Annotated in this window: 28 protein-coding genes; 10 read left to right on the top strand and 18 right to left on the bottom strand. The window is 43.4% G+C overall.

Translation table 11 applies throughout. From position 1 onward, the window contains the following. The first annotated feature begins 19 nt into the window (after positions 1-19). The gene (locus I2483_RS06195) at positions 20-817 is read left to right on the top strand and encodes a TIGR00266 family protein (protein ID WP_186668092.1); all 798 of its coding nucleotides are present in this window, start codon (positions 20-22) and stop codon (positions 815-817) included. Positions 818-1,494: 677 nt separating this feature from the next. Here I2483_RS06195 and I2483_RS06190 read toward each other — a convergent pair. Further along, positions 1,495-2,397: a LysR family transcriptional regulator gene (locus I2483_RS06190; protein WP_207174505.1), complete on the bottom strand. Its 903-nt coding sequence runs from the start codon at positions 2,395-2,397 to the stop codon at positions 1,495-1,497. Between the two features lie 133 nt (positions 2,398-2,530). On the opposite strand from I2483_RS06190, the gene hutG reads away from it, so the two are divergent. From hutG to I2483_RS06175, 3 genes are all read left to right on the top strand, one after another. Next, a complete protein-coding gene (hutG, locus tag I2483_RS06185; RefSeq protein WP_218624876.1) occupies positions 2,531-3,505 on the top strand; it encodes a formimidoylglutamase in 975 nt (324 codons plus the stop codon). Then, positions 3,489-4,679 (top strand): sodium/glutamate symporter, encoded by a 1,191-nt coding sequence (gltS, locus tag I2483_RS06180; protein ID WP_207174501.1) that lies wholly within the window; start codon positions 3,489-3,491, stop codon positions 4,677-4,679. The genes hutG and gltS overlap by 17 nt, the downstream gene beginning before the upstream one ends. Positions 4,680-4,864: 185 nt before the next feature. Beyond that, positions 4,865-6,232 carry a sodium-dependent transporter gene (locus I2483_RS06175; protein WP_207174499.1) on the top strand — a complete coding sequence of 456 codons (1,368 nt, stop codon included), beginning with the start codon at positions 4,865-4,867 and terminating at the stop codon, positions 6,230-6,232. A gap of 143 nt (positions 6,233-6,375) precedes the next feature. Here the strand turns inward: I2483_RS06175 and I2483_RS06170 are convergent, their stop codons facing one another. Together I2483_RS06170 and I2483_RS06165 are read right to left on the bottom strand one after the other, a co-directional pair. Next, a complete protein-coding gene (locus I2483_RS06170) occupies positions 6,376-6,789 on the bottom strand; it encodes a VOC family protein (RefSeq protein ID WP_207174497.1) in 414 nt (137 codons plus the stop codon). A 67-nt stretch (positions 6,790-6,856) separates the two neighbouring features. Then, positions 6,857-7,819 carry a 2-hydroxyacid dehydrogenase gene (locus tag I2483_RS06165; protein ID WP_207174495.1) on the bottom strand — a complete coding sequence of 321 codons (963 nt, stop codon included), beginning with the start codon at positions 7,817-7,819 and terminating at the stop codon, positions 6,857-6,859. Positions 7,820-7,943: 124 nt separating this feature from the next. On the opposite strand from I2483_RS06165, the gene I2483_RS06160 reads away from it, so the two are divergent. The 5 genes from I2483_RS06160 to I2483_RS06140 all read left to right on the top strand — a co-directional run bounded on the left by I2483_RS06160 (position 7,944) and on the right by I2483_RS06140 (position 13,434). After that, entirely contained in the window at positions 7,944-9,563 is a 1,620-nt protein-coding gene (locus tag I2483_RS06160) for an ATP-binding protein (protein ID WP_481886318.1), read from the top strand. After that, on the top strand, positions 9,547-10,239 hold the full coding sequence (locus I2483_RS06155) for a response regulator (RefSeq protein ID WP_207174493.1): 693 nt from the start codon (positions 9,547-9,549) through the stop codon (positions 10,237-10,239). Before I2483_RS06160 ends, I2483_RS06155 begins: the two co-directional genes overlap by 17 nt. Before the next feature lie 138 nt (positions 10,240-10,377). Further along, positions 10,378-11,385: a Bug family tripartite tricarboxylate transporter substrate binding protein gene (locus tag I2483_RS06150; protein WP_207174491.1), complete on the top strand. Its 1,008-nt coding sequence runs from the start codon at positions 10,378-10,380 to the stop codon at positions 11,383-11,385. Positions 11,386-11,439: 54 nt separating this feature from the next. Beyond that, the gene (locus I2483_RS06145) at positions 11,440-11,889 is read left to right on the top strand and encodes a tripartite tricarboxylate transporter TctB family protein (protein WP_207174489.1); all 450 of its coding nucleotides are present in this window, start codon (positions 11,440-11,442) and stop codon (positions 11,887-11,889) included. A gap of 18 nt (positions 11,890-11,907) precedes the next feature. Continuing rightward, entirely contained in the window at positions 11,908-13,434 is a 1,527-nt protein-coding gene (locus tag I2483_RS06140) for a tripartite tricarboxylate transporter permease (protein ID WP_207174487.1), read from the top strand. Between the two features lie 108 nt (positions 13,435-13,542). On the opposite strand, the gene moaA is transcribed toward I2483_RS06140, so the two are convergent. The 6 genes from moaA to I2483_RS06110 are packed head-to-tail and all read right to left on the bottom strand — an operon-like array spanning position 13,543 to position 17,555. Beyond that, positions 13,543-14,553 (bottom strand): GTP 3',8-cyclase MoaA, encoded by a 1,011-nt coding sequence (gene moaA, locus I2483_RS06135; RefSeq protein WP_207174485.1) that lies wholly within the window; start codon positions 14,551-14,553, stop codon positions 13,543-13,545. A gap of 4 nt (positions 14,554-14,557) precedes the next feature. After that, complete coding sequence (mobA, locus tag I2483_RS06130) at positions 14,558-15,130, bottom strand: molybdenum cofactor guanylyltransferase (RefSeq protein ID WP_207174483.1); 573 nt, start codon at positions 15,128-15,130, stop codon at positions 14,558-14,560. Beyond that, positions 15,127-15,360, bottom strand: a complete 234-nt coding sequence (gene moaD / locus I2483_RS06125) for a molybdopterin converting factor subunit 1 (RefSeq protein ID WP_207174481.1) — start codon at positions 15,358-15,360, stop codon at positions 15,127-15,129. The genes mobA and moaD overlap by 4 nt, the downstream gene beginning before the upstream one ends. After that, positions 15,357-15,803, bottom strand: a complete 447-nt coding sequence (locus tag I2483_RS06120; RefSeq protein WP_207174478.1) for a molybdenum cofactor biosynthesis protein MoaE — start codon at positions 15,801-15,803, stop codon at positions 15,357-15,359. The genes moaD and I2483_RS06120 overlap by 4 nt, the downstream gene beginning before the upstream one ends. Further along, positions 15,790-16,311, bottom strand: a complete 522-nt coding sequence (mobB, locus tag I2483_RS06115; protein ID WP_207174476.1) for a molybdopterin-guanine dinucleotide biosynthesis protein B — start codon at positions 16,309-16,311, stop codon at positions 15,790-15,792. The genes I2483_RS06120 and mobB overlap by 14 nt, the downstream gene beginning before the upstream one ends. After that, a complete protein-coding gene (locus I2483_RS06110; protein ID WP_207174473.1) occupies positions 16,299-17,555 on the bottom strand; it encodes a molybdopterin molybdotransferase MoeA in 1,257 nt (418 codons plus the stop codon). The genes mobB and I2483_RS06110 overlap by 13 nt, the downstream gene beginning before the upstream one ends. A gap of 62 nt (positions 17,556-17,617) precedes the next feature. Here I2483_RS06110 and moaC point away from each other — a divergent pair, with 62 nt between their 5' ends. Beyond that, a complete protein-coding gene (moaC, locus tag I2483_RS06105; RefSeq protein WP_207174471.1) occupies positions 17,618-18,112 on the top strand; it encodes a cyclic pyranopterin monophosphate synthase MoaC in 495 nt (164 codons plus the stop codon). A gap of 16 nt (positions 18,113-18,128) precedes the next feature. Here the strand turns inward: moaC and I2483_RS06100 are convergent, their stop codons facing one another. The 9 genes from I2483_RS06100 to ric form a co-directional block, all read right to left on the bottom strand. Continuing rightward, on the bottom strand, positions 18,129-18,644 hold the full coding sequence (locus I2483_RS06100) for a MogA/MoaB family molybdenum cofactor biosynthesis protein (protein WP_207174469.1): 516 nt from the start codon (positions 18,642-18,644) through the stop codon (positions 18,129-18,131). A gap of 15 nt (positions 18,645-18,659) precedes the next feature. Beyond that, the gene (locus I2483_RS06095; RefSeq protein ID WP_207174467.1) at positions 18,660-19,679 is read right to left on the bottom strand and encodes a ThiF family adenylyltransferase; all 1,020 of its coding nucleotides are present in this window, start codon (positions 19,677-19,679) and stop codon (positions 18,660-18,662) included. A 37-nt stretch (positions 19,680-19,716) separates the two neighbouring features. Then, positions 19,717-20,364 carry a response regulator gene (locus I2483_RS06090; protein ID WP_207174465.1) on the bottom strand — a complete coding sequence of 216 codons (648 nt, stop codon included), beginning with the start codon at positions 20,362-20,364 and terminating at the stop codon, positions 19,717-19,719. Beyond that, on the bottom strand, positions 20,361-21,428 hold the full coding sequence (locus tag I2483_RS06085; protein ID WP_370569573.1) for a sensor histidine kinase: 1,068 nt from the start codon (positions 21,426-21,428) through the stop codon (positions 20,361-20,363). The genes I2483_RS06090 and I2483_RS06085 overlap by 4 nt, the downstream gene beginning before the upstream one ends. Beyond that, positions 21,425-21,889 (bottom strand): GAF domain-containing protein, encoded by a 465-nt coding sequence (locus I2483_RS06080; RefSeq protein WP_207174463.1) that lies wholly within the window; start codon positions 21,887-21,889, stop codon positions 21,425-21,427. The genes I2483_RS06085 and I2483_RS06080 overlap by 4 nt, the downstream gene beginning before the upstream one ends. A gap of 294 nt (positions 21,890-22,183) precedes the next feature. Further along, entirely contained in the window at positions 22,184-22,810 is a 627-nt protein-coding gene (locus I2483_RS06075) for an ATP-binding cassette domain-containing protein (protein ID WP_207174461.1), read from the bottom strand. Beyond that, positions 22,803-23,513 (bottom strand): molybdate ABC transporter permease subunit, encoded by a 711-nt coding sequence (gene modB, locus I2483_RS06070; protein WP_207174459.1) that lies wholly within the window; start codon positions 23,511-23,513, stop codon positions 22,803-22,805. The genes I2483_RS06075 and modB overlap by 8 nt, the downstream gene beginning before the upstream one ends. A 17-nt stretch (positions 23,514-23,530) precedes the next feature. Then, positions 23,531-24,352, bottom strand: a complete 822-nt coding sequence (gene modA / locus I2483_RS06065) for a molybdate ABC transporter substrate-binding protein (RefSeq protein ID WP_207174457.1) — start codon at positions 24,350-24,352, stop codon at positions 23,531-23,533. A gap of 51 nt (positions 24,353-24,403) precedes the next feature. Further along, positions 24,404-25,102: an iron-sulfur cluster repair di-iron protein gene (gene ric, locus I2483_RS06060; RefSeq protein WP_207174455.1), complete on the bottom strand. Its 699-nt coding sequence runs from the start codon at positions 25,100-25,102 to the stop codon at positions 24,404-24,406. Positions 25,103-25,425 lie beyond the last annotated feature (323 nt).

The raw sequence follows: 25,425 nt of genomic DNA, 5'->3' as shown, positions 1-25,425 counted from the left end.
TAGGGAGGAACGAGATAAGATGAACAATCATGAAATTGATTACAAAATACATGGCGATGATATGCAGTTTGTAGAAGTCGAGCTTGATCCTAAAGAGACGGTAGTGGCAGAAGCAGGGGCTCTGATGATGATGGAGGACGGTATCGAAATGGAAACAATCTTCGGTGACGGATCCGGCACTTCAGGTGGGGGAATTATGGGGAAACTGATGGGCGCTGGAAAACGAATGTTGACTGGAGAAAGTTTATTCATGACAACATTCACAAATACGGGGGCAGGCAAAAAGCATGTCTCTTTCGCATCTCCTTACCCCGGGAAAATCATTCCGATGGATTTAAGTGAGCATAACGGCAAAATCATCTGCCAAAAAGATGCCTTTCTTGCTGCGGCAAAAGGCGTGTCTGTTGGAATTGAATTTCAACGGAAATTGGGTACCGGCTTTTTCGGTGGTGAAGGGTTCATCATGCAAAAACTCGAAGGCGATGGTATGACGTTCATCCACGCTGGAGGTACGATTATCGAAAAAAGGTTGCGACCAGGCGAAATATTACGTGTTGACACGGGATGTCTCGTGGCGATGACGCATAACGTGAATTACAACATCGAAATGGTGAAAGGTGTAAAAACGGCATTATTTGGCGGTGAAGGACTCTTTTTTGCGACACTAAAGGGACCTGGAACTGTTTGGATTCAATCACTTCCATTCTCTAGACTCGCTAGCCGTGTCTTTGCAGCTGCACCGCAAACACCTGGTGGAGGTTCACGTGATGAAGGTAGTATTGCAGGCGGTTTGTTCAATTTGCTAGGTGGGAAATAACTTGATCACACACTGGGTGCAACTTGTATAGTTGCATTTGGATTGCTTCGGATTGAATGACTTCTATACCATTATCGAGATGTCTGGATGTGTAGGAATGCGACTTTGTCGCATCTCTACACATTTTTTTCGGTAATCGTATGATGGTCCTTCATCCGTCGCGCTCCAAATTCATGAATACATGTAGTGCTTGAGCCTTTTGGGACGAAAGAATAGAGGGCAACAACCTGGAGAAAAGCCGCCAAAGATGTAATTTTGGCGGCTGAATCTTTCTATTAAGTTTGCTCTTTTTTACTAGTAGAGAAATGTCACTTTCTATAAGGCATCGAATGATTAGATGTATACCCTTTACTAAAAGTAAGCAAGGAACACATTGTACAATGTGCAAGAGTGCCCGAAATTGCATCTTCGGGCACTTACCCTCTCTATAGAAAGTCATCAATTCTTTTCTTCCAAACCAACCGTATTTTTCACTTGAACATTCTAGGAACGCGACAGGCAACGATTAACAATAGTATTACTGAAAAGAGTGTGGCTAGAGTGATGGAGTCACTCTTGCCACACTAGGGCCCACAGTAAATTTATCATGAATAGTTAGCCGCAAGCGGGCCGAAAATGGTCTAGTGAAAACGAAGGTCATCAAACCCTTCTCACCAGTCTTTTATGCAAATAAATGGTTAATCAACAGACGCGTCCTTGTATAAAAAGAAGTTTTCAACTTCCGTTATAAATGCTTTTATCGACGGTGATAAATACCGATCTTTCATGTACGTCAAATACACGGTTCTCTCCAGCGCAGAAGAATCGATGACTTTACTGACGATTGAAAAGTCATGTGGTCCTTGTAAGTAATTTTCGGGAATAAGTGCAATGCCTAAATTTTCACTGACTAAACTTAATGCCGTTTCGAAACGCTCAATTTCGTATTTAATTGTAGGCGCCGTATTGTCCAATGCAAAAGCACGTAATATGTCTTCCCTTGTCTGAAACCCCTCGGTACTAATGATGAATTGCTCACGCTCCAACTCTTTTAACGTTATTGATTCCCTTCCCGCCATTAGGTGACTTTCATGAAGGACCAATACAAGTTTTTCCTTGTACAATGGGACCGCTTCAATATCCTCTTCTTTAATTTGCTGGTTCGTAATGATGGCATGTGTTTCATATTTCCTCAACGAATTCTTTACATCGTCACCACCTAATACTTCCATTAATCGAATGTGCATCCCGGAAAAATGCTCATTGTATCGAGAGATCACTTTTGGAATCCAATACTTCACCGATTCAATCATGCCGATTTGGAGTTCCCCTTTTCCAATGAGCCTTACCTCTTCCATTTCCTTCTTTACAATCGACATTTCTGATAAAAGATGAATCGCTCTTTCGTATAAAACCTCTCCCGCTTCCGTTAGTCTACTATTCCTTGTGTTACGTTCAATAATTTGAAACCCCAAATCCCGTTCTAAGTTTTTTATGGCGTTGCTTAATGACGGTTGAGAGATATGTAACTTCTCTGCCGCTTTGGAAAAACTCATATGATCGACGACTGAAACGAAATAGTTTAACTGTTTTAAGTCCATACTGATTGTCACTCCCCCCGAGTTATAGTTTTTGGATATAAATATATAGTAATTACATATTAGAAGTTATAAATCAAATACTTTATAATAAACGAATAACGCTGTATCAGAAAGTTCGGAAAGGGTGAAACAATTGCTTACTAAAGTAGATACTCATATATGGTCAGGACGTACAGATCACATTGAAAATAGAACGAGTTTTCGCTATCACCAAGTCGTTGAAGTTATCGGTGTGGAAGATTTTTCATCATCACCCGATACATGTGCAATTATCGGTTTTGAAAGCGAGGAAGGGGTCCGCCGCAACAAAGGACAACTTGGCGCAGCACAAGCGCCAGATGCATTGCGTAGTGAACTAGCCAAACTGCCGTGGAAATCCCCGGAAAGTAAACGTCTTGTCGATGTTGGAAATATTCAATACATGGGTACTGACCTAGAAAAAGCCCAACAACAACTGGGCGACACAATTGCAAAAGCACTAGAGCAAAAAATGACACCAATCATTCTTGGTGGCGGTCATGAAACCGCTTACGGTCATTATCTTGGAATCCGAAAATCAATCGGAGAAGACGCTTCTCTTGGGATTATTAACATAGATGCCCACTTCGACTTACGCTCATACGACGAACAACCGTCATCCGGCACGATGTTCAAACAAATACTTGAGCATGATAAAAAGAGCAGCTACTTCGTCGTCGGAATTCAGCGATACGGTAACACGCAAGAACTGTTTGATACAGCCGATAGGCTCGGCGTCAAATATGAATACGAAGAGAATATGCATATCGGAAATATAAACAAATTAACGGTAGCTCTTGAACAATTTATTAACCAACATGACTTTATTTTTCTTACCTTATGCACGGATGTACTGAATGCCGCCTTCGCGCCAGGTGTCAGTGCCCCTTCACCATTTGGATTAGATCCTTCCGTTGTCCGTTCAATTATTCGAACAGTCACCTCTCACAAAAAAACACTGTCGTTTGACATTTCGGAAGTAAATCCTCTTTTGGATGAAAATAATCGAACAGTAAAAATTGGAGCATACTTAATAAATGAAGCTATTACAACTTTTTTAGGAGGGAAAATTCATGACGCTAGTTCTTAATCAAGTCTCCACAATTTTCCTTGCCATCGCATTACTAACCTTCGGAATGGTTTTAATTAAAAAGGTTGGTTTTTTACGAAAGTTCTGTATACCTGCTCCCGTTGTTGGTGGATTATTATTCGCCACTTTAGCGACCATTCTCAAATCTCTCGGATGGCTAGAAATCACACTTGATACATCCCTACAAAGTTTATTCATGCTTACATTCTTTACGACAATCGGTTTAGGAGCAAGCTTTAAACTTATTAAACTTGGCGGGAAGGTTCTTGTCATCTACTGGCTGGCATGTGGATTTTTAGCGCTTGCACAAAACACAATTGGAGTCTCGATGGCTTATTTATTCGACTTACACCCACTTATCGGGATGATGGCTGGGGCAGTTTCAATGGAGGGCGGACACGGAGCCGCCACTGCATTCGGCCAAACACTTGAAGACATGGGTATAAACTCAGCCCTTTCAATCGGAGTTGCAGCGGCTACATTTGGACTTGTTGCAGGCGGTCTTATTGGTGGTCCCACCGTTAAATATCTCATTACCAAACACAATCTCAAGCCTACTGAAACGGAGATTGGGATTGGTAGCCCTATTGCAGAGATAGAAAAGCCGATTCAAACAGATTCATTTTTTACGCAAATTTTCCTTATCACACTTTGTATGGCGCTTGGTACGTATTTGGGCGAATTGTTTTCAACTGCAACAGGATTCGTTCTACCAGGCTATGTAGGCGCCATGTTTGTTGCCGTTCTTGCTCGGAATATCGTCGACAAAATCAATCCAACAGCAATCGATATGAAGAGCATTGGCTTGATCAGCGACGTTACACTAGGAATCTTCCTCTCAATGGCATTAATGAGCATCAAACTGTGGGAAGTTGCCAATTTGGCTCTTCCACTACTTGTTATTGTCTTTGTCCAAGTTGTCTTCATCGTCCTTTTCGGGATTTTCGTCTTGTTCCGTCTACTCGGTAAAGACTATGACGCAGCTATAATGGTAGCCGGTTTTACAGGGCATGGTCTCGGAGCTACACCTAATGCAATGGCAAATATGGCAGCTGTCACAGCAAGGTACGGTCCTTCGACAAAAGCATACCTAGTCGTACCGATTGTCGGTGCGTTCCTTATTGACGTGTTTGCAATGCCAATCATTATTACGACCATAAATCTATTCAATTGATGTCGAAAAGCTTCCCACATTATGTTTTCTATGTGGGAAGCTTTTTTTGTTCTTTAGGACGTATACATTCAATGCTCGGAAATTTGTTGTTTTAGTGACAGTCCCCGTGAAATACGCTACCATTATACAACTACCCTCTATTTTATTAATAAGTACATATTCGTTTCATCGAAAGGATTGACCATATGCCTCAACAAGAACATTGGAAATCAAAAATCGGGTTTGTGTTAGCAGCTGCCGGTTCAGCAATTGGGTTAGGGGCCATTTGGAAATTCCCTTATGTAGCCGGAACTGGCGGTGGTGGTGCCTTCTTACTTATCTTCTTGTTATTCACACTATTACTTGGATTCCCTCTGCTAATCGGAGAATTCATTCTCGGGCGAAAAAGCCAAAGTGACGCTATTACGACCTATAAAAAGATTGCACCCAATTCAGGTTGGCATATAACAGGGATTATTGGTGTTGTTACGAGTTTTCTCGTTTTGTCATTTTACAGTGTTGTTGGAGGATGGATTATCCTCTACTTAGTTAAAGCTATGACCGGGGGCCTTGCAGGACTTTCGCAAGATCAGTTCGGGCCACTATTCGGAGAAATTATTTCGAACCCGTACTCTACTTTAACAGGTCAATTACTCTTTTTGGTGCTGACAATTATTGTTGTAGCCCAAGGTGTTCAAAAGGGAATTGAGAAGGCAAGTAAGATTATGATGCCCGCCCTTTTTATTTTGTTTGTCATCATCGTCATCCGTTCTCTTAGCTTGGATGGGGCAATGGAGGGTGTAAAGTTTCTACTCGTACCTGATTTTACTAAACTGACATCCGAAACAATTTTATTTGCCCTGGGACAAGCGTTTTTCACATTGACATTAGGAGCTTCCGTCATGGTTACGTACGCTTCTTATCTTCCTAAAACGCAAAATCTACCGGGCTCAGCGATGTCAATCATTGCTATGAATATTGTCATCGTTCTGTTAGCTGGGCTAGCGATTTTCCCAGGCGTGTTTTCATTTGGGCTTGAACCAGACGCAGGACCGACATTAATCTTTTCAGTATTACCAGCTGTATTCAATCAAATGCCCTTTGGTATGTACTTCTTCATTGCATTTTTGCTTTTATTCCTATTCGCGGCTTTAACCTCCGCATTCTCAATGATTGAAATTATCGTTGCAACTATGACGAAAAATGATCCTTCAAAACGGAAAAAGTTCACTTGGATAATCGGAATTGCGATTTTCATCGTTGGAATTCCATCTTGTTTATCATATGGAGTAATGGCTGATGTAAAGTTTTTCGATAAAACGGTATTTGATTTAGTCGATTTTGCAGTAAGTAATGTATTGCTGCCACTTGGCGCATTATTAATTTCTATTTTCATCCCATTAAAGATATCTAAAACAGATTTATTTGATGAGATGAAGCAAGGTTCGAAAATCGGCAACCTTTTCTTTACTGTTTGGTACTATTTGTTAAAATATTTAGCCCCTATTGCAATTATTATTGTCTTCCTTGATGCACTGGGTGTATTTAATTTATTTACAAACCACTCTGAGTAACTGTTTTGCGATCCGCTAAATAATCATGGCAAATTCAGAAACCGTAAGAGGCTGTAAGTCGACATAATTAGGCATTTATTTATAGAAAAACGAGAAATTTATCACCTTAGACGGGATAGATTTCTCGTTTTTTCATCCTATACTTAGCTTTTTTCCTCAAAGTTCAAATCCCATGTAAAACCAAACTTGTCTTTCACTTTCCCATACTTAGCACCCCAGAACATATCTTGCAATTCCATTAGTACCTTGCCTTCTTCGCGTAGGCCGTCGTATAATCGCTTCGCCTCTTCCTCACTTTCACAGTCGATAAGAAGGGTAACACCTAGTTTGTTATTTTCAGCTGGCTTGTCCACAGAATCGGCAAGCATAATCTGAAAATCACCTTTTTTCAAGTGGCAATGAAGAAGATAATCAGCTGCTTCGGGTGGATGTGGCAAATCAGCGTCTGCATATTTCTGCATTCTGATTCTCTCAAGTCCTAATAAGTTTGTATAAAATTCAGCCGCTTCATTTCCTTCTCCGTAAAACGTTAAGTATGGTGTGATTGCACCTTTCATGACGTTTATTCCTCCTTAAATTGAACTAGATGTATGGTTAATTCGACAATATTTCATTCGAATCCTTTTAAATGACACGATTTTCTGGGTCGCGCCCTTCAAGGACATCCGTAATTGCCTGCGCGTTCAAATTCATCATCGCAAGTCGTGTTTTAATGCTGGCACTGCCGATATGTGGTAGTACCGTCACATTCGGAAGTGTAAGAAGCGGATGATCGAGTGAAACGGGTTCTGTTTCAAACACGTCAAGCCCCGCCGCCCAAATCGTATCGTTTTTCAATGCTTCGTAAAGGGCCGCCTCATCAACAATTCCACCACGAGCAACGTTTATGAGAACGCCCGTATTTTTCATAAGGCCGAGTTCCCGCGCACCAATCATTCCAGCGGTCTCAGGTGTAAACGGTGCTAAGATAATAACGAAATCCGCCTCTTTCAGCAGTGCATCCAACTCTCTGAATTCAAAACCGTTCTCGGCTTCCGCATCCAGTTTACGACTGCGATTATGATAAAGAACTGTCATATCAAAGCCTTTTGCCCGACGCGCAACTGCTTCGCCAATCCTTCCCATACCAATGATTCCTAGTGTTGCACCGGCAACATCCATTCCCGTAAATTTCATCGGAGCCCACGAATTCCAATTGCCTTTTCTAATTTCATTTTCTGCTGAGATTAGTTTGCGTGCTGTTGCAAGAAGCAAAGCGAAAGCAAGATCCGCCGTAGTTTCCGTCAAAACACCTGGCGTATTCGTCACGATTACGTCATGTACCTTTGCCGCTACTAGGTCAATATTATTATAACCAACCGCCATATTGGCAACGATTTTAAGCTTTGTTCCTGCTTCAAAAACCTCGCTATTGATGCTATCCGCCAAAACCGACCATAGTGCATCTGCTTCTGCCACTTCTGTTAATAAAATAGCGCGCGGAACTGCTACACCTTCCTCCTCCCACATCCGTACATCAAATTTCTCTCTGAGCGGCGCGACCGCTTCCTCCTCTAGCTTTCTTGTAATGAAAATTCTTGGTTTCATTCGAATCCCCCTATTCCCACAATTGACAATAGTGTAGCATATAAAGAGTAGCATTTGACCTGTGGCAAACTTCAAGCAGGTCACTAGTGGTTTTGCTGCATCTAGATTCCTTAAAGATAGAGAGATGATCTCGATGAAACCCGTTTCCTTACAGTCACGCATATTCTCATATGGCGCCCTCTTTGTTTCCCTAGTGGCAATTATTATCGGCATTTCCTTCTACTTCACGATGTCACAAGGCATTGAGCAGCAGATCGGAGACCGCGCACTAAGTATAGCCAGGACGACGGCGGATCGTCCCGATGTCCGTGCAGGATTTGGACAGGTTAATCCATCGGAAGCATTGCAGCCGATTGCCGAAGCAGTGCGACTTAAAACAGGAGCTGAATATGTCGTTATCGGAAACAGTGAAGGTATCCGGTATGCGCATCCTGTTGCTGAACGGATTGGCCAAAAAATGGTTGGCGATGATAATGAACGTGCGCTCCTACTAGGGGAATCCTATATTTCCGAGGCAACCGGGACACTTGGGGCCGCTTTACGCGGAAAAACACCCGTATTTAACGAGTACGGTGAAATAATCGGTATCGTTTCCGTCGGTTTTTTAAAAGAGGATATTTCCTCTATCTTTTTTCAGTATGTCGATAACATTTCCTACATCGTGCTTATCGCAATTATCCTGGGTGTTATTGGTTCAAGCGTTCTAGCCCACAACATTAAAAAGGAACTGTTCAACTTAGAGCCTGCAGAAATAGCGAATTTATTCACCGAACGAAATGCACTTATCGAGTCTGTACGCGAAGGAATCATTATGGTCGACGCCAAAGGCATCATTACGACGGTGAATATGGCCGCATATGAAACACTTTCCCTGCCAGGGCAGACTGAACTAATCGGACGGACAATTCAGGAAGTACTTCCGAACACCCTCCTTCCAAAGGTACTTGAAACTGGAGAAAGGCATCTCGATCGACCGATGGAGATTCACGGGAAAAAGGTAATTGTAAACCGTATTCCGATTCGTGTCGGCGAGCAGATCGTCGGTGCAGTTTCAACTTTCCGACTACAATCAGATATTGACCAACTGGCAATGGAATTATCGCAAGTCAAACGGTATACCGAAGCACTTCGAGCACAAACCCATGAATACACTAATTTTTTGTACACCATTTCAGGTCTTATTCAGCTTAATTCATACGACGAAGCACTAAGCCTTATTCATGACGAGACAGCTGAACATCAATCACTCATCCAGTTCGTAACAAAGCGATTGCAAGACCCGTTTCTCGGAGGGATTGTCATCGGTTTCTTCAACCGTGCGAAAGAATTGAAAGTCCGGTTCCTTCTTGATGAAGATAGTTTCTTGCAGACACTTCCGAAACACTTGGAAAAAAATCACTTCGTTTCTATCATAGGAAATCTAGTAACAAATGCTTTTGAAGCTGTTGAGTCCTATCCCGAAGAACAGCGAATGGTTCGTATCTTCATTTTGGATAACGGACAAGAAATTTTAATCGAAATAGAAGATTCGGGACTTGGGATAGCTGATGAAGTACTGGATGTTCTATTCCAAGAAAAGGTATCAACAAAAGAACAAGGGGACCATGGATATGGACTCATGAAAGTTGCGGAAAACGTGAATGATCTCGGAGGTTCCATTACGCTGGAAAAAGGAGATTTAGGCGGTGCACTGTTCATCATTTCTATCCCGAAAGGAGGTTTTTCATATGACAGATCTGATTGAAGTCTTAATTATTGAAGATGATTTGCGAATTGCTGACATCCACAAACGGTTCATCGAGAAAATAGATGGCTTCACTGTCGTGGGTTTCGCGCATACCAGTGATGAAGCGAAAGATTGGATTTCAGCATTGTTGCCAGACCTCGTATTGCTCGATGTCTATTTACCTGACGCGCACGGCACGGATCTAATGGGGTTCATTCATGAAAATAGTCCGGAAACAGATATTATTTTCATAACCGCCGCGTCAGAAATTGATATTGTAAAAAGAGCATTCCGCCACGGAGTTATCGACTACATCTTAAAACCGCTCACATTCGATCGATTTAGGGATAGCCTCCTCTCTTATAAGGATAAAAGAGAAACGCTTTCCGGGGAAGGGCTTATGCAAGAAGACACCATCAAATCCCTTTGGAATAAAACACCATCAACTACATCAGCCCCTGATTCAATCCCGCCAAAAGGGATTGACCCAATGACCAAGGAGAAGGTAGTCAGCCATATTAAAAGTATAGAAGGCGGCATTACTGCCGAAACACTTGGATTGGAAATTGGCGTAAGTCGTTCGACCGCAAGACGTTATCTAGAATACCTTGTGTCAGAAAAACGTGCATTTACAGAACTTCTATATGGTTCTGTCGGCCGTCCGGAAAGAAGGTATTTCATCAAAGAACGGTGAACAATATGAACAAAATGACGTTTAACTTCATTATCGAACTTATAAACGATAACTCTTAATTTTATCAAGATTCTGATAGATTGATGACAGCGGATGAAAACGCTGTCATCTTTTTATTATAAGGGGGATTATAAGAAAATGTGGAAGAAACTTACGACGGTTACCCTAGCAAGTATGTTAGCGCTAAGCCTTGCAGCATGTTCTGCAAACGACGCTGAAAGCGCATCATCGAAATATCCCGAGAAAAACATAACAATCGTTGCTCCTTCCGGGGCAGGTGGCGGATGGGATTTGACCGCTAGAGCAATTGTAAAAACGATGAGCGATACGAAGCTAATTGATAAATCGATTGTAGTTGAAAACAAGCCTGGTGGTGGCGGTGCTGTTTACATGGCAGAGTTTGCAACAAAAGAAGTAAAAAATGATTACGCCCTTCTTGTTAAATCTCCGCCAATCTTAATCAACAACAATAAGGCGGAAGGAAACAGTCCTTACGGCTTTAAAGATACTAAACCTTTAGCACAACTAACGCGTGACTACGGAGCAATTGTTGTCAAAGCGGATTCAGATTTCAAAACATTGAAAGATGTGCTGGAAACAATCAAGAAAGATCCTAAATCGGTGACACTTGCCGGCGGTTCTGCTCCAGGATCGATGGACCATCTTGTCGGCGTCTTACCTGCATTCAAATACGGTATTGACCCGAAAACAGTAAAATATGTATCGTATGACGGCGGCGGAGAAGCTGTCGCGGCATTGCTTGGAGGGAATGCCGATGTTATTGCAACGGATGCCTCTGCTATTGGCGCGTACCTGAAATCCGGAGATGTCCGTGTCCTTGCAGTTAGCTCATCGGATCGTCTTGGGGGTGAATTGGCGGAAGTTCCTACATTTCAAGAAGAAGGGATTGACGCAGAATTCACAATTTGGCGCGGTCTCTTCGGTCCAAAAGAAATGTCTGATACGGCCTATGACTACTGGTCTGAAAAGCTAGAGAAGATGGTAGAAACAGATGAGTGGAAAGCTGAATTAGAGAAAAATGGTTGGGAAAGCGAATACCGTAATGCCGAAGATTTCACTACCTATTTAGAAGATCAGGACAAAGTGATTGTAGAATTACTAACAGCACTTGGAATGCAAAAGTAACATTATTCGGGCGGCTTCAGCAGCCGCCTTTTCTTTTGGGAGGTATCAAAGACTATGAGTAAAACGTTCGACCGATACAGTAGCATCGTCTTTTTACTAGTTGGTCTATTGTTTGTAATCGAAAGTCAAAAAATTTCAGACAGTGCCTACGGATCGACAGTTGGACCGAAAATTTTCCCAATGTGGCTTGGTGTTATTTTAATTCTATTAAGCTTGCGTCTATTATACGAAACATTTAAATACAAAACTAAAACAGCATCTGAATCAAAGCTGCAATATAAGAAATTCATTATTATCCTTATTAGCGCAGTTTTATATGCATTTCTATTGGAAAAAGTCGGCTACGTCATCTCAACGTTCCTTTTTTTACTTATCGCTTTTCAGACGATGGAACGTGGACGATTATTGCCTTCTGTCATTATTGCGGCCGTATTTTCACTAAGTATCTATTATTTATTTGCAGAATTTCTCGGCGGATCATTGCCCGGATTCCCTGTATTCTAGCACGAAAGGAGTCAAGTTATGAGCACTTTACATTTTTTAGCCGATGGATTCGGTATCGCCTTTCAATGGCATAATTTATTATTTGCATTTGTTGGGGTCATAATTGGGACAGCAGTCGGCGTATTGCCTGGAATTGGGCCTATGAGCGGGGTCGCCCTTCTCATCCCCGTTACAGCAACGATTACTTCAGGAATGCCAACAGATGCAGCGGCTGCCAGTTCAATCATTTTACTCGCGGGTGTCTATTACGGGGCAATGTATGGGGGTTCCACAACGTCTATTTTATTGAACACTCCTGGTGAATCTTCCTCTGTTGTCACCACACTTGACGGTTATCAGATGGCTAGACAAGGGCGTGCCGGAGCAGCTTTGGCTATCTCGGCTATAGGTTCATTTGTTGCCGGCATCATTTCGCTAATCGGTCTTGTGCTATTAGCGGAACCACTTTCCAATATCGCAATCAAATTCGGACCAGCGGAGTATTTCTCCTTGATGCTGTTAGGTCTAGCCGCCGTAAGCGGGCTAGCTGGTAAATCAATGACGAAAGCTTTAATGATGACTGTCTTTGGGCTCATGTTAGGAACAATCGGTATTGATGCCGTTTCGGGAATCGCCCGTTTTACATACAATCAACCCATTCTATTTTCCGGATTAGAGTTCCTTACAATTGCAGTCGGATTGTTCGCACTCGGTGAGGTATTCAAGACGGTTTTAGAACGTGACCATGAAGACGGTGCGATAGCAAAAATCAACCGTATTCTCCCGACAAAACAAGATATGAAAGATAGCGCCGTCCCTATTGTACGTGGTTCCTTGCTTGGTTTTTTCATCGGGGTCCTTCCAGGTGCTGGTGCGACACTAGCTTCCTTCTTCTCCTATATGACGGAAAAGAAATTCAGCAAAAATCCTGAAAGCTTTGGGAAAGGTAACATCGCTGGAGTGGCGGGCCCGGAATCGGCGAATAACGCTGCTTCCGGTGGTGCGATGATTCCCTTACTAACATTGGGTATCCCCGGCTCCGGTACAACTGCGATTCTTATGGGCGCACTTATCATGTACAACATCCAGCCAGGTCCCCTTCTCTTTGACGAACATCCGGAAGTCGCATGGGGACTTATAGCGAGTATGTTTATTGGCAACTTGATGCTGTTAGTGTTGAACATGCCACTCGTTCGAGTGTTTGCCAAAATCATTCAAACGCCTAAGAAGTATTTGTTACCAATCATTGTGGCCATTTCATTTTTCGGAGTATACGCAGTGCAATATACAACTTTTGATTTATATCTGTTGCTTGGATGCGGTGTAGCCGGCTATTTATTATCAAAAAACGATTTCCCGGTAGCTCCATTAGTGTTGGCACTTGTATTAGGTCCGATGATTGAAAATAATATGCGACGAGCACTGACTATTTCAAATGGTGAATTCAGCATATTCTTCACAAAGCCGCTATCGCTCGTTTTTATCATTGCTGCTGCGGCATGGCTTCTTATCCCAATGCTATTGAAACTCAAAGGACGCACAGTTATTGTGGAAGAAGAAGGTTGAATGAAAATTGGATTGCCTTAATAAAGGCAATCCAATTTTCAATTTATAAGGGAGACAAACAACGCACTCGCATCCCATACGTCATTCCCCATAAAATAAGCGCCTTCCTCAGCCACCTATATAGCTCATACCAATCTTCTTGCGATTTTTCGCCGTCTGTTCAGTTCGCTCATCCGAATAGCGGTCGCCGCGACGCTGCCATACACCTGTAATCGCTTCAAGTAGTTCCGCATCTGTCATTCCACTGCGGATCAATTCGCGCAGGTCAAACCCTTCTGACGCAAACAAACATGTAAACAGTTTGCCATCCGACGACAACCTGGACCGTGTACACGTCGAGCAAAACGACTCTGAAACGGAAGTGATGAACCCAACTTGCGCCCCATTACCCACGTAACGGTATCTCTTCGCAACTTCACCATAATAATCCTCTTCCGCCGGTTCAATCCCGTGGACAGCAGAAATCATGTCGTAAATCTCTTTTTTCGTAACAACCTTTTCAAAGCTCCATCCATTGTCATTACCGACATCCATAAATTCGATGAACCGTAGCGTAATACCACGTTCCTTGAAATAAGCGGCCATTGGAAGGATTTCTCCCTCGTTGACGCCTTTTTGAACAACCATATTTACTTTGATTGTAAAGCCGATTTTTTGAGCGTAGTCGATATTGGATAGAATCAATTGCGGTTTTATTCCCCGCCCATTCAGTTTGCCGAAAATAGACGGATCTAGCGCATCAAGGCTCATGTTCAACCGACGGAGACCTGCATCATAAAGCGGCTGTGCGTACTGTTTAAGCAACACACCATTCGTCGTCAAACCAATATCTTCAATTCCCTCAATCGTCATCAACTTTTCAACCAGTTTCGGAAGCTCACGGCGCATAAGCGGTTCTCCACCCGTCAAACGGAGCTTTTTCACGCCGAGTAATGCAAACAACTTGGCAAACCGTTCAATCTCTTCAAACGACAGCAATTCGTTTTTTGGCAGAAACACATAATCATCACCAAAAACTTCTTTCGGCATGCAATAGGCACATCTAAAATTACAGCGATCCGTCACCGATATCCGGAGATCCCGAATCGGTCGTCCAAGCTTATCTATGATTGCGTCCAAAACGTCATCCCCTTTCCAGGGCTCCCGGTGTATTCACGTTCATGAACATCCGTTTTTCATCGTCAGTCAAAGTACTACCATCCACCCAAACGGCATTACTTTGGGCGAGTATTTTCATTACACGTAGTTGGTCGTTTTCTAGCGCTTCTCTCACTGCACCCATCAATTTTCTGTCCCAAATGGAAACGAGCGGATGATACCGCCCATCCGAAACAACTGCAGTAAGACCTTTGTCGTGGTGTTCCAACAATTTCGACATGGCCCTACTATCTACAAACGGCATATCGCACGGCAACACGGCATAGCGGTCCGCTTCCACGAATTCCATCACAGACAGGATCCCTGCAAGCGGACCGAGCCCCGCGTATCTAATTGAATCGGTCATCACGTTCACGCTACTGGGAAAGCACTGCATATGTTCCAGCCGCGTTACCACAAAAACTTCGGCACAGCATGGAACCAAAGCATCCATTGCCCTTTCATAAAAGTACTGCTCGCCTAGTTTCGCAAACGCTTTCGGAGAACCGAACCGCTGCGATAACCCACCCGCTAAAATGATGCCAACCGTCCTTGTCATCCGCCACTCACTGGTGGGATAAAAGCACAGCTATCACCCGATTGGATAACATCTTCCTTTAAGGCGTATTCTTCATTTACCGCGACGTGTACGGTATCTTTTCCAAAACCCGGATACGTCATTTCTGCCCACTCTAGCAATTCGCGGACAGTCATCGATTGTTGTTCAATCGTCTCGTCCGACTTACCTGTCAGTTCACGCAACCTTGCAAAATAGCTTACTTTGATCACTTCTGCTCAATCCCCTTTTCAGGATACTTTTTCTGACCGCCGATCCATTCTTCGCCATCTTCCCAAATTTCTTTTTTCCAAATGGGCACGATCTCCTTAATGCGTTCAATGGCATATTCATTCGCCTCATATGCAGCTTTACGGTGGGGTGATGAAACCGCGATAATTACGGCAATATCTGAAATGTGCATTTCTCCGATTCGATGAGCGATTGCCACTTTGACGCCTGGCCATTGCCCTTCCATTTCCGCGCCAATTTGTGCTAGTTTCTTTTCCGCCATCGGGACGTAGGCTTCATAAGCCAGATATAGTGTGCGAACTCCTTGCGTCCACTCTCGGACATGCCCTGTGAATACAGTGACAGCGCCGGCACCAGCATGGAGAACATACTCCGTGTATTTTCCCGGTTCAATCGGTGTTTCAACAATTTCAAATGGTTTCATCGCCATCCTCCTTTTCAACCCAGTCAAGTAGCCACGAATCCAGCTGTTCAACATTCAATCTAGATTTTATCTGTGACATACCAGTTGGAGTTTCTGTAATCCCAACGATGAGCTGAATGCTATCCAATTTGCTCAGCGACTCCCAATCTTCCGCATCCCTAAGGAGGACAATTTTCTCACCTTGTTCATTCTTATACCCTTCAATGAGTAAAAAATCCGGCTTACCTATTGTCGCTAGTAACTTGAGCTCAGTGAATTCCGGCTCTTCATTCAACAGTAATTGAACAGCGCCGCCGCCCGCAACAATCGAAACGTCAGCACCACTACCCAAAAACTGCATCGTATCTGTTTTGGAATCCGGCATGGCTGGCTGTCCCCCATGCCCATGATGCTTTAGTACAGCAACCGAAAAACCTCTTTTTTTCAATAAACGAACCCATCTCGTAATAAGTGTCGTCTTGCCGCTATTTTTATAGCCTACGACATGGAGCGTCTTCATAATATCCATTCACCTACGCCTTGCTCAGCTCCAAGTAACAGCATATCGACATTCATACCAGCCGCGTAACCGCGCGTTCCGCTTGGCAAGACAATCAGGCAGTTCCCCCGTGCAATCGAAGAAACCGCATTGGATTTATTAAAACCTGCTGGCACCGCAATAATCCCGTCCGACGTCATTTCCCAGAAGGCTCGGATGAAGCGGGTGAAAGGGTTTGGCTTCGTAAAATCTTCCCCAAGCTTCGCTTGCATGCGCGGTATATACGGTGTAATTGCGCCCTGCATGCCTAGAATTGCAGGTCTTGTAAACAATTCAAAACCGGTAAAGCAGGCAGACGGATTGCCCGATAATCCAAACAAAAGCTTTTCGCCAAGCACCGCGACCGTCGTCACACTTCCCGGACGCATCGCAACTTTGTTGAATAAAACCTTGGCACCTAAACGCTCATAGATTGCGGGTAAATAATCATAATCACCGACAGAAACGCCGCCTGTTGTAATAAGCAAGTCCGTTTCAGAAAGTGCTTTTTCAACTATTTCCGTACATGCATCGAGATCATCTACCTGCACCCCGTATGATTTATAGCCGATTCCCATTCGGGTTAATTGCGCAGCAATCATCGGCCCGTTTGAGTTCCGAATCTTTCCTGGAACAAGTTCGTCTGCTACCTCTAGCAATTCCGTACCCGTTGATAGAATACCTACAACAGGTCGTTTCGCGACGTTAACTTCCGCATAGCCAAACGTTGCAAGGAGCGCAATTGTGCCTGGATGGATAAATGTCCCTGCCTCAATCAGACGTTCCCCCTCTTTTGCGTCTTCGCCTTTGAAAGAAATATTCTCACCTGGGCTAAATGTTTTTCGTACTGTGAAGCTGCCTTTTCCTTCTGTCGTCTGCTCCAGCATAATAACTGCGTCAGCGTTTCCTGGAATCGGTGCACCCGTCATAATCCGGTACGCTTCGCCTCGTCCGACGCCGCGGTCTGCTACATGCCCCGCGCCAATTTCACCAATTACAGTGAACGGAATGCGGTTATCTCCTGAAGCCCCCACTGTGTCTTCTGCACGAACTGCGAACCCATCGTAGGATGATCTATCAAAAGACGGTACATCATGTTTTGCGTTAATCTGTTCGGCAAGAATTCTGCCATATGTATGTTCGAGCGGAATCGTTTCCATTCCGGTTACATGGACATGCTCCATAACCAATCTGACGGCCTCAGATACCAAGATAGGCGTTCTCATTTCTACCATGTCAATCCCCCCCATTCTGCTATACTGAAATTATTATGTACGATATGAAAGGAATGACTCCATTGTCAGAGCTCACACATTTCAACGAACAGGGCCGTGCGAAAATGGTCGACGTTTCCCATAAAGCAGAAACAGTTCGGACAGCAATCGCAACGTCATCCATCATCGTCAATGAACTAATTCATTCACAAGTAACAGAAGGGTCCAATAAAAAAGGCGATGTATTCGCAGTTGCCCAAGTCGCGGCTATTATGGCAGCAAAAAGCACATCGTCCATCATTCCCATGTGCCACCCAATTCCACTAACAGGTGTCAATATTCGGTTTCAATGGAACATCGATGAATCAGCTGCCCATTATGAAGTAGTAATCGAAGCTGAAGTGAAGACGAAAGGCGTGACTGGCGTTGAAATGGAGGCACTTACTGCCGCTTCCGTTGCTGCACTCACCATTTACGATATGTGCAAAGCAGCCGGTAAAGAAATTGTTATCGGTCCGACAATGCTCCTTCGGAAAACCGGTGGGAAAAACGGTGATTTTCAACGCAGAGACGCTTAACGCATCTTTGCGTTTTTCATCCCTTCAAGTGCTTTGTCAGCTCATGAGTAATATGATGGATTTCAGGTAAAATCAACTTGTCCATCGCTAGTTCAACGGCTTTCACAGATCCCGGAAGTGCGAAAAACGCCTTCTCTTCAATTACACCCGCTGCCGCTCTGCTTAATAATGCCTTCGATCCAACATCTTCTGTGTAGCTCAAATATCGAAACAATTCACCAAATCCATCTATCCTTTTTGTGAAAAAAGGCACTACAGTTTCAATCGTGACGTCACGGAAACCGATGCCAGTCCCACCCGTTGAAATGATGGCATTAACGGCCTTATTTCGTAACCATTCTTCGATGATTGACTCAATTTCCCTTTTGTCATCTCGACATATCAGTGATTCAAAAACAGTGTGCCCCATCGATTCGAGTTTTTGCCGGATTATCGAGCCACTTTTGTCATCCGATACAGTACGCGTATCACTCGTCGTCAACACGCAAAAAATGAGTTTTTCCCCTTTATCCGTTTCATTGATGTGCGACAAGCCTATTCCTCCAATTCACCCAAAAAACTGATGGTACAATTTACGGCCTATTTTTAGATCCTTTAATCCATGAATCAATAAACGACCATTGCCGAATAAAATACAGCGATAGCCTTCCGCATGAAATTCCATGAAAAACGGCGTCACCTTATAGGGCTCCCCCAACCTTTTGGCGACTGCTTCTCCATCCGCAATCGTCAATAAACGACTTACACCCGGGATAATTTGTACGGTATCCCGACCGCATAGCACCGCATATCCAGCCCCCTCTACACGGTGCAGTGCAGGATATGTCGGCGCATTTCCGCATGTCTCACATACTTCGTTCCGCAGACGTGAAATACCTGCTTCTACATGCGTATTGTTCCAAACGTCAAAATGGAATAGCTTCTTGCGCATAGCATCCTTATTCCCTGTTAACCACTTTAGCGCTTCCGCACTTTGATGCGCCGCCGTAATTTGAACTGCAGGCGCAATAATTCCTGACGTATCGCAGGTTTCATTAACCGACGGTAAAACCGGCAGCAAGCAGCGGAAACAGGCTGACTCGCCTGGCACAAACGGAAAAACTGTACCCGAACTTCCCACACATGCGCCATAGATCCATGGAATATTCTTTTTCCATGCGCAATCATTTATCAACAGACGCGTTTCAAAATTATCCGTCGCATCCATGATTAAATCAACGTCTTCAGTAATCTGCTCCATAAGCGGACCATCTACATGATCTAGCACAGTTACAATGTCAATATCTTCGCGGATCATCCTTAATCGCACTTCAGCAGCAACCACTTTCGGTACACCATCCCGCGCATCTTGTTCAGTAAAAAGCTGTTGTCTTTGCAGATTGGAAGGCTCAACATAATCCCGATCCGCAATCGTCAGCTTTCTTACTCCCGCACGGACAAGCGTCTCCGAAACTGCTGAACCCAATGCTCCACAGCCAATAATGACTACATGAGATGAACTTAACTTACCTTGTCCCATTTCGCCTAGAGGTTTGAACAATATTTGCCTTGAATAACGGTGTTCCAAATTTCCACCCCCCTGTCATCGTACAGAGATCCCGATGTTAAAAGTTCAAAAACTTTTTCCTAAGTGCATACTCGACAAGTTCAGGTCTACCCTTCAATTGAAGCTTTTCCATGATTTTTGATTTATGTGCCTCTACCGTTTTAACAGAGATATATAATTTCTCTGCAATTTCTTTATTGCCATATCCCTTTGCGACTAGTGGTAGTACCTCAATTTCACGTTTCGATAAAATCTTAAATGGATCCGTTTCAATACTATCCGTGTCTTTTTTCACGAATTCTCGAACGAGCGAAGTCGTCATCGAGGGATGAATATATGTCCCTCCCTCGTAAACAATACGAATCGCGGCGAGTAATTCCTCATCCGGTGAATTTTTCAACACATAGCCAGATGCTCCATTCTTCAAAACGTGGAATAAATACTCCTCGTCATCATGCATCGTCAGTATAAGGATTTTCGTTTCGGGAAAGTCTTCTGATACTTTCCCAGTCGCAATTAGTCCACTTTCTCCCGGAGGCATGCTCAAATCCATAAGCAAAAGATCTGGACGGAGTTTTGCAACCAGATCATACGCCTCAAGTCCATCTGCAGCGGTCCCAATCACCTCCATATCGTGTTGGAAGTTCAAAATATGCATGAATCCGCTACGAACGACCGCGTGATCATCCGCAATTATAATTTTCAAGCGTATTTCCCCCCTTCATACAATGGTATTTCCAATCGTACACTCGTCCCTTTTCCAGGTTCAGTAAGGACAGTCGTTCGCCCTTCAACCAACTCTGCCCGTTCCCTCATCCCATATAGACCAAGACCTGTACCTTTTGGATGAATCGCGTTCAAATTAAATCCGATTCCTTCGTCGATAACATGTAACTTCAAATACCCATCATCTTCAAATAGCCTAACAGTAAGATCCTCAGTGCCTGCGTATTTTAGTGCATTAAACACCGCTTCCTGGCAAACCCGGTAAACGACTGTTTCAATTTCACCTTCGTATCTTTTCGAGTCCAGCTCCGCTGTAAAATGGACGACAAGTCCGTAGTTTTTTTCCATCCATTTGAAATGTGTTCTGAATGCAGCTTCCATCCCTAAATCATCAAGTGTCGCTGGTCTTAGTTCGACGGATAGATGACGGATATCGTCCAATAACCGCATGAGTGAGCCTTCTGTCTGCTGCACTTTCTTTAACACTTCTGCATCGACATTCATATATTTCAATACTCGAAGTTCAACTAGTGAACTAAGCACTTCCTGCGCCACCCCATCGTGCAACTCCCTCGAAATCCGTTTTCGCTCATCTTCCTGGGCTTTGATGATATTTTTCGTAATCATTTTCTGGTTGAGCATTTCCTGTGTTTTATATTGTTTCGTCAAATCACGGAGCATGAATACACGGATCCCATTTTCCACGTCAATCGTTTGATAACTAGCCGTATAAGGAATAACCCCTTTGCCCTTGGTGTCCAAGTACACTTGGAACGAACTGAAATCTTCATCTGGGCTCTTCAAATAACACGATATGCATGTCTGAAGCTCTTGTTCATTCGTATAACCTTTACAGGACATGCATATCGCCTCTGCATCGCCTGCCGCCATGCTATCGAGTACTTCCGCATTCAAAATGAGTTCGGCAGCGCTATTCATTGTGAGTACTTTTCCAGTACGGTCAAAAAAGAAGATGGCCTCTGCAGAATTGCCATACATTTTCATCAACAGATCCGTCAATTGAAATTCACTCATACTCTTCAATTTCCAACCATCTCCTTATTAAAAAATTGGCCAAACGTCGGACCAACCACCTGTTTAAATTCCGTAAAACATTCTAGCGTCAATTTCTCTTCGGTACGGTAACCTACAAGTAACACACCTTTTACTCGATTATATTCATAAAGCGCGATTGCGCCAAAACTTTTCAACCCTTCTGCTACGATAATAGGATAATTATACAGGTCTTTTCTTCCAATCATTTTTTCCGCATCTTCCACAAGGAGCGGTTTGCCTGTCTTAAAAACATGACCTACAATACCTTTACCAGTTTGTAAAACGATTCTTCGATAACGGTTACTTCGATTTCCTATAGTAAATACCCATTTCAGCTCGAACCGGAACTCGACCGATTGAACAAGTGCCAACCCGACAAAGTCAAAATCAAAATGGTCCCGCAGACGGCCCATTTCCTGTTGATAATTGAAATCTTTCTGTCCACTCATCAATTTTACCCCTTATATAGAAAAAGGCGGTTATCCCTTTCCTACTATTTAATTCCAACTGTTCTTTATATAAAGAATACGGCTTCCTCAGACATAATTCAACGACACAGCCCCCCCTACCTTTTTGGATTGACAAAAATCAGAAAATTATTGATTCACATACTACTAATTGTACGTTCAGTTAAGGAGCCTTCCTAGTAGGGATATTCCTATTAAATATAGGGAACGCCCTGAGCCTAGACGTGGAAATTCTTTTAGCAATACAAAATAACCACTTTTTCTATCCAACACGGACTAGATAAAGCGGCCTTTTTCGATTTTATATATACGGGTCGCAACTTTTTCCGCTTCTGTCCAATTGTGAGTCACCATGATAATCGGGATATTCAAATTACGCTGAATATCCGTAATGACTGTAAGCGCGTCATGCCGTGCTTTATCGTCCAATGCCGATAGGGGTTCATCAAGAAGAAGAATATCAGGCTCCGTCGCAAGCGCACGTGCAATCGCAGTTCGCTGTTTTTCCCCTCCAGACATTTCATGGGGATAGGCATTTCGCAGATGACTTATTCCGAATTGATCGAGCAGCGCAAGTGCTTTTTCGGATTTCTGTACAGACTTCATACCATACTGAACATTTTTTTCTGTAGTCATATGAGGGAATAACGCATAGTCCTGCATGACATATCCAACACTTCGTTTTTCAGTTGGACATGGCTTTTGGTTGGATGAAAAGTAAGTGTTTTCCCCCATACGGATATGGCCTGAGTTTGGTAGAGTAAGACCAGCAATCATATCTAGACATGTAGTCTTTCCAGAACCGGATGGTCCAAATAAGACGCCCACTTCCCCTTTAGCCGCTTTAATCGCCACATCGATTTTAAAATCCGGCAAATCTTTAATAAGATGTGCGTCAAACATTACGAGGAGCTCCCCCTTTCCTTTTCACAGTGAAACGCCGCAAGTTCTGATTCGACCACCAACTTAGCCAGAGAATTGTGGAAAATCCAAGTGCGACGATAATAAACACCCAAAATGTTGCTGTTTGCATATCACCGGCTTCAACCGCAAAGTAGATGGCCATGGGAATGGTATCTGTTCGACCAGGGATATAGCCTGCAATCATCAGCGTCGCTCCAAACTCGCCGAGTGCTCGGGCGAATGTAAGGACGAAGCCCGCAAGTAAACCCGGCCAGGCTAGCGGTAATGTGATTGTGCGGAAGACGCGCCATTTTGAAGCACCTAGTGTATGTGCCGCTGCCTCCAATTTTCCGTCGACTTGTTTGAATGCAGCTGACGCACTTTGATACATGAGTGGAAAAGCGACTACGGTCGAAGCGATAACGGCTCCAATCCAGGAGAATACGATTTGAAGATGTGCGTATTCATATAACCATCTCCCAAGTAGCTGATCCTTGCCGAATAAAATCAGTAGTCCGAATCCAACGACGGTGGGCGGTAATACAAGTGGTAATAGGAAAAACGCTTCAATGATTGTCTTCCCAAAGAAATTTCTCCGTGCAAATATGCGTGCCAGGAACGTGCCTGTGAGAAAAACAATGATTGTCGCTATGGCTGCAACTTTAATAGATAGTATGAGCGGCCCGTAACTGATTTCTCCCATTGGCGGTGTTCCTCCTTTTAGTTTGTAAATCCGTAATCTACTAGTATTTTTTGTACTTCTGGTGTCTTCATATAGTCAAGGAAAGCGCTAGCTGCTTTCGGCTGTTTTGTCGCGGTGATTAGTGCACCGGGATAGACAGCTGATGAATGCAATTTTGGATCTATTTCCGAGATAACTTCTACTTTATTAGACGAGTGGGCATCACTTGTGAAAACTATGCCCATCTCGGCATTACCTGTCTCCACAAAGGTTAATACTTGGCGGACATCCTTGCCGAAGACAAGTTTCGGTTCAAGTGTTTCCCATTCTCCAAGTTTTGTGAGCGCTTCTTTTGCGTAAACACCTGCCGGAACAGTGTCTGGGTTACCGATGGCAAAGTGGTCGATTTTGGACGTAAACGGATTCTCTTCATTCAACAGTGAATTATCTCCATTTTTTTGGCGAATAACAACTAACGTATTGCTAGTGATGTCTATTCGCGTGTCCGATTCAATTTTTTTATCCACTTCAAGCGTGTCCATGTCCGAACTACTTGCGGAAATGAAAACATCGACGGGTGCACCATTTTTGATTTGTTGTGCAAGCTTACCAGACGAACCGAAAGTGAACGTGACCTGAATACCTTTGTTGACTTTTTCAAATTCAGTTGCAATTTCAGTTAGCGCCGGCGTCATACTTGAAGCTGCCGCCACAAGGATTTCTATTTTTTCGTCAGCCTCTGATTTTGTGCATGACGCAAGGATTAGCATAAGCAGGATGGTAATAACTAATAAGAGTCGTCTCATTTTATCCCAAACCCCTTTTCTTCTATCATAACGGACATAGTGGAATGGTTCCATGCAAAAAAACCACCTCATGAGGTGGTTTTATAAAGCGTATTCTTTAGTAAATCAAAGTGCGGCCCGCACACGGTCAAATAAATTGTTATTTTCGAGATGAACATGATCAAATGTATCTTTTTCGAGTTGTGCAAGACGTGCGTATACGAGTCTATATGTTCCGCACGCACCATCTGGAGGCATGAAGTTATTTGTGAGATCGCGTAATTCAGCTAATAATTCCCCGGCATTCTCATGCTCTCTCTCGAGTTCCAAAATATATGGTTTAACTTTCTCTTTTAGTTCAAGTGTTGGATTCTCTAAAAATATTAGAATGAGCGGGAAGACAATCTCGTCTTCATCTGCCGTATGGTCAAGGAGTTCGCTACGTAATTTTTTGAAGATTTCTTGGACACGAAGGAGATGCGGTTGATTTTCCCCGTGAACACGGGAAACTTTCGTAATGTACGGTGCAAGGAGTGAAAACTCATCCCGCAGTCCACCGTGATACCTTCTTTGAATATAGGCAACAAGCGTTTTTGAATCGAATGATATCGGGTCCACTTCACCCTGTTTCCCCCATGTCTTTTCCATTTCCTTGATGCTATTTAAAACGTCTTCTGGGTTAAGTTTTCGTTCTTCTGCAGCATCTTTTAAAGCTATTTTTCCTCCACAGCAAAAGTCGATGCGCAGACATCTAAATAAATCTGCACTTTTAGGGAGCACCGTGACGATATCGCAAACTTGTGTATCAAGTGTTAATTGACTCATTATAGTTTCCTCCTAATCTCCATTTTACCGGGACCTATTCCCAGTAAAAGTATACAAGACAGGAATTAATGTATGTAGTAGGGTTTGCCCTATTTCGGGGGGAATCTGTCTTTGGATAAACTATATAGTCGGCACTTAACAACTAGAATGTTCTTCCAATGCCGCTTAGTCGCTAGATTTGTTCGCTATACGGGAGACCCAGTTAACTCCAAATAAGTAGTGCCGAATATATAGAGATTGATTTTTTCAATAAGTAGACTCCATTGTTTCACTTGAGGTACTATCAAACTTTGGTAGCCATTCAAACTAGAAAGTAGCTGAGG

It is taken from the genome of Sporosarcina sp. E16_3, from assembly GCF_017347125.1.
GTDB lineage: Bacteria > Bacillota > Bacilli > Bacillales_A > Planococcaceae > Sporosarcina.
This window is presented reverse-complemented; position numbering and strand designations above follow the sequence as displayed.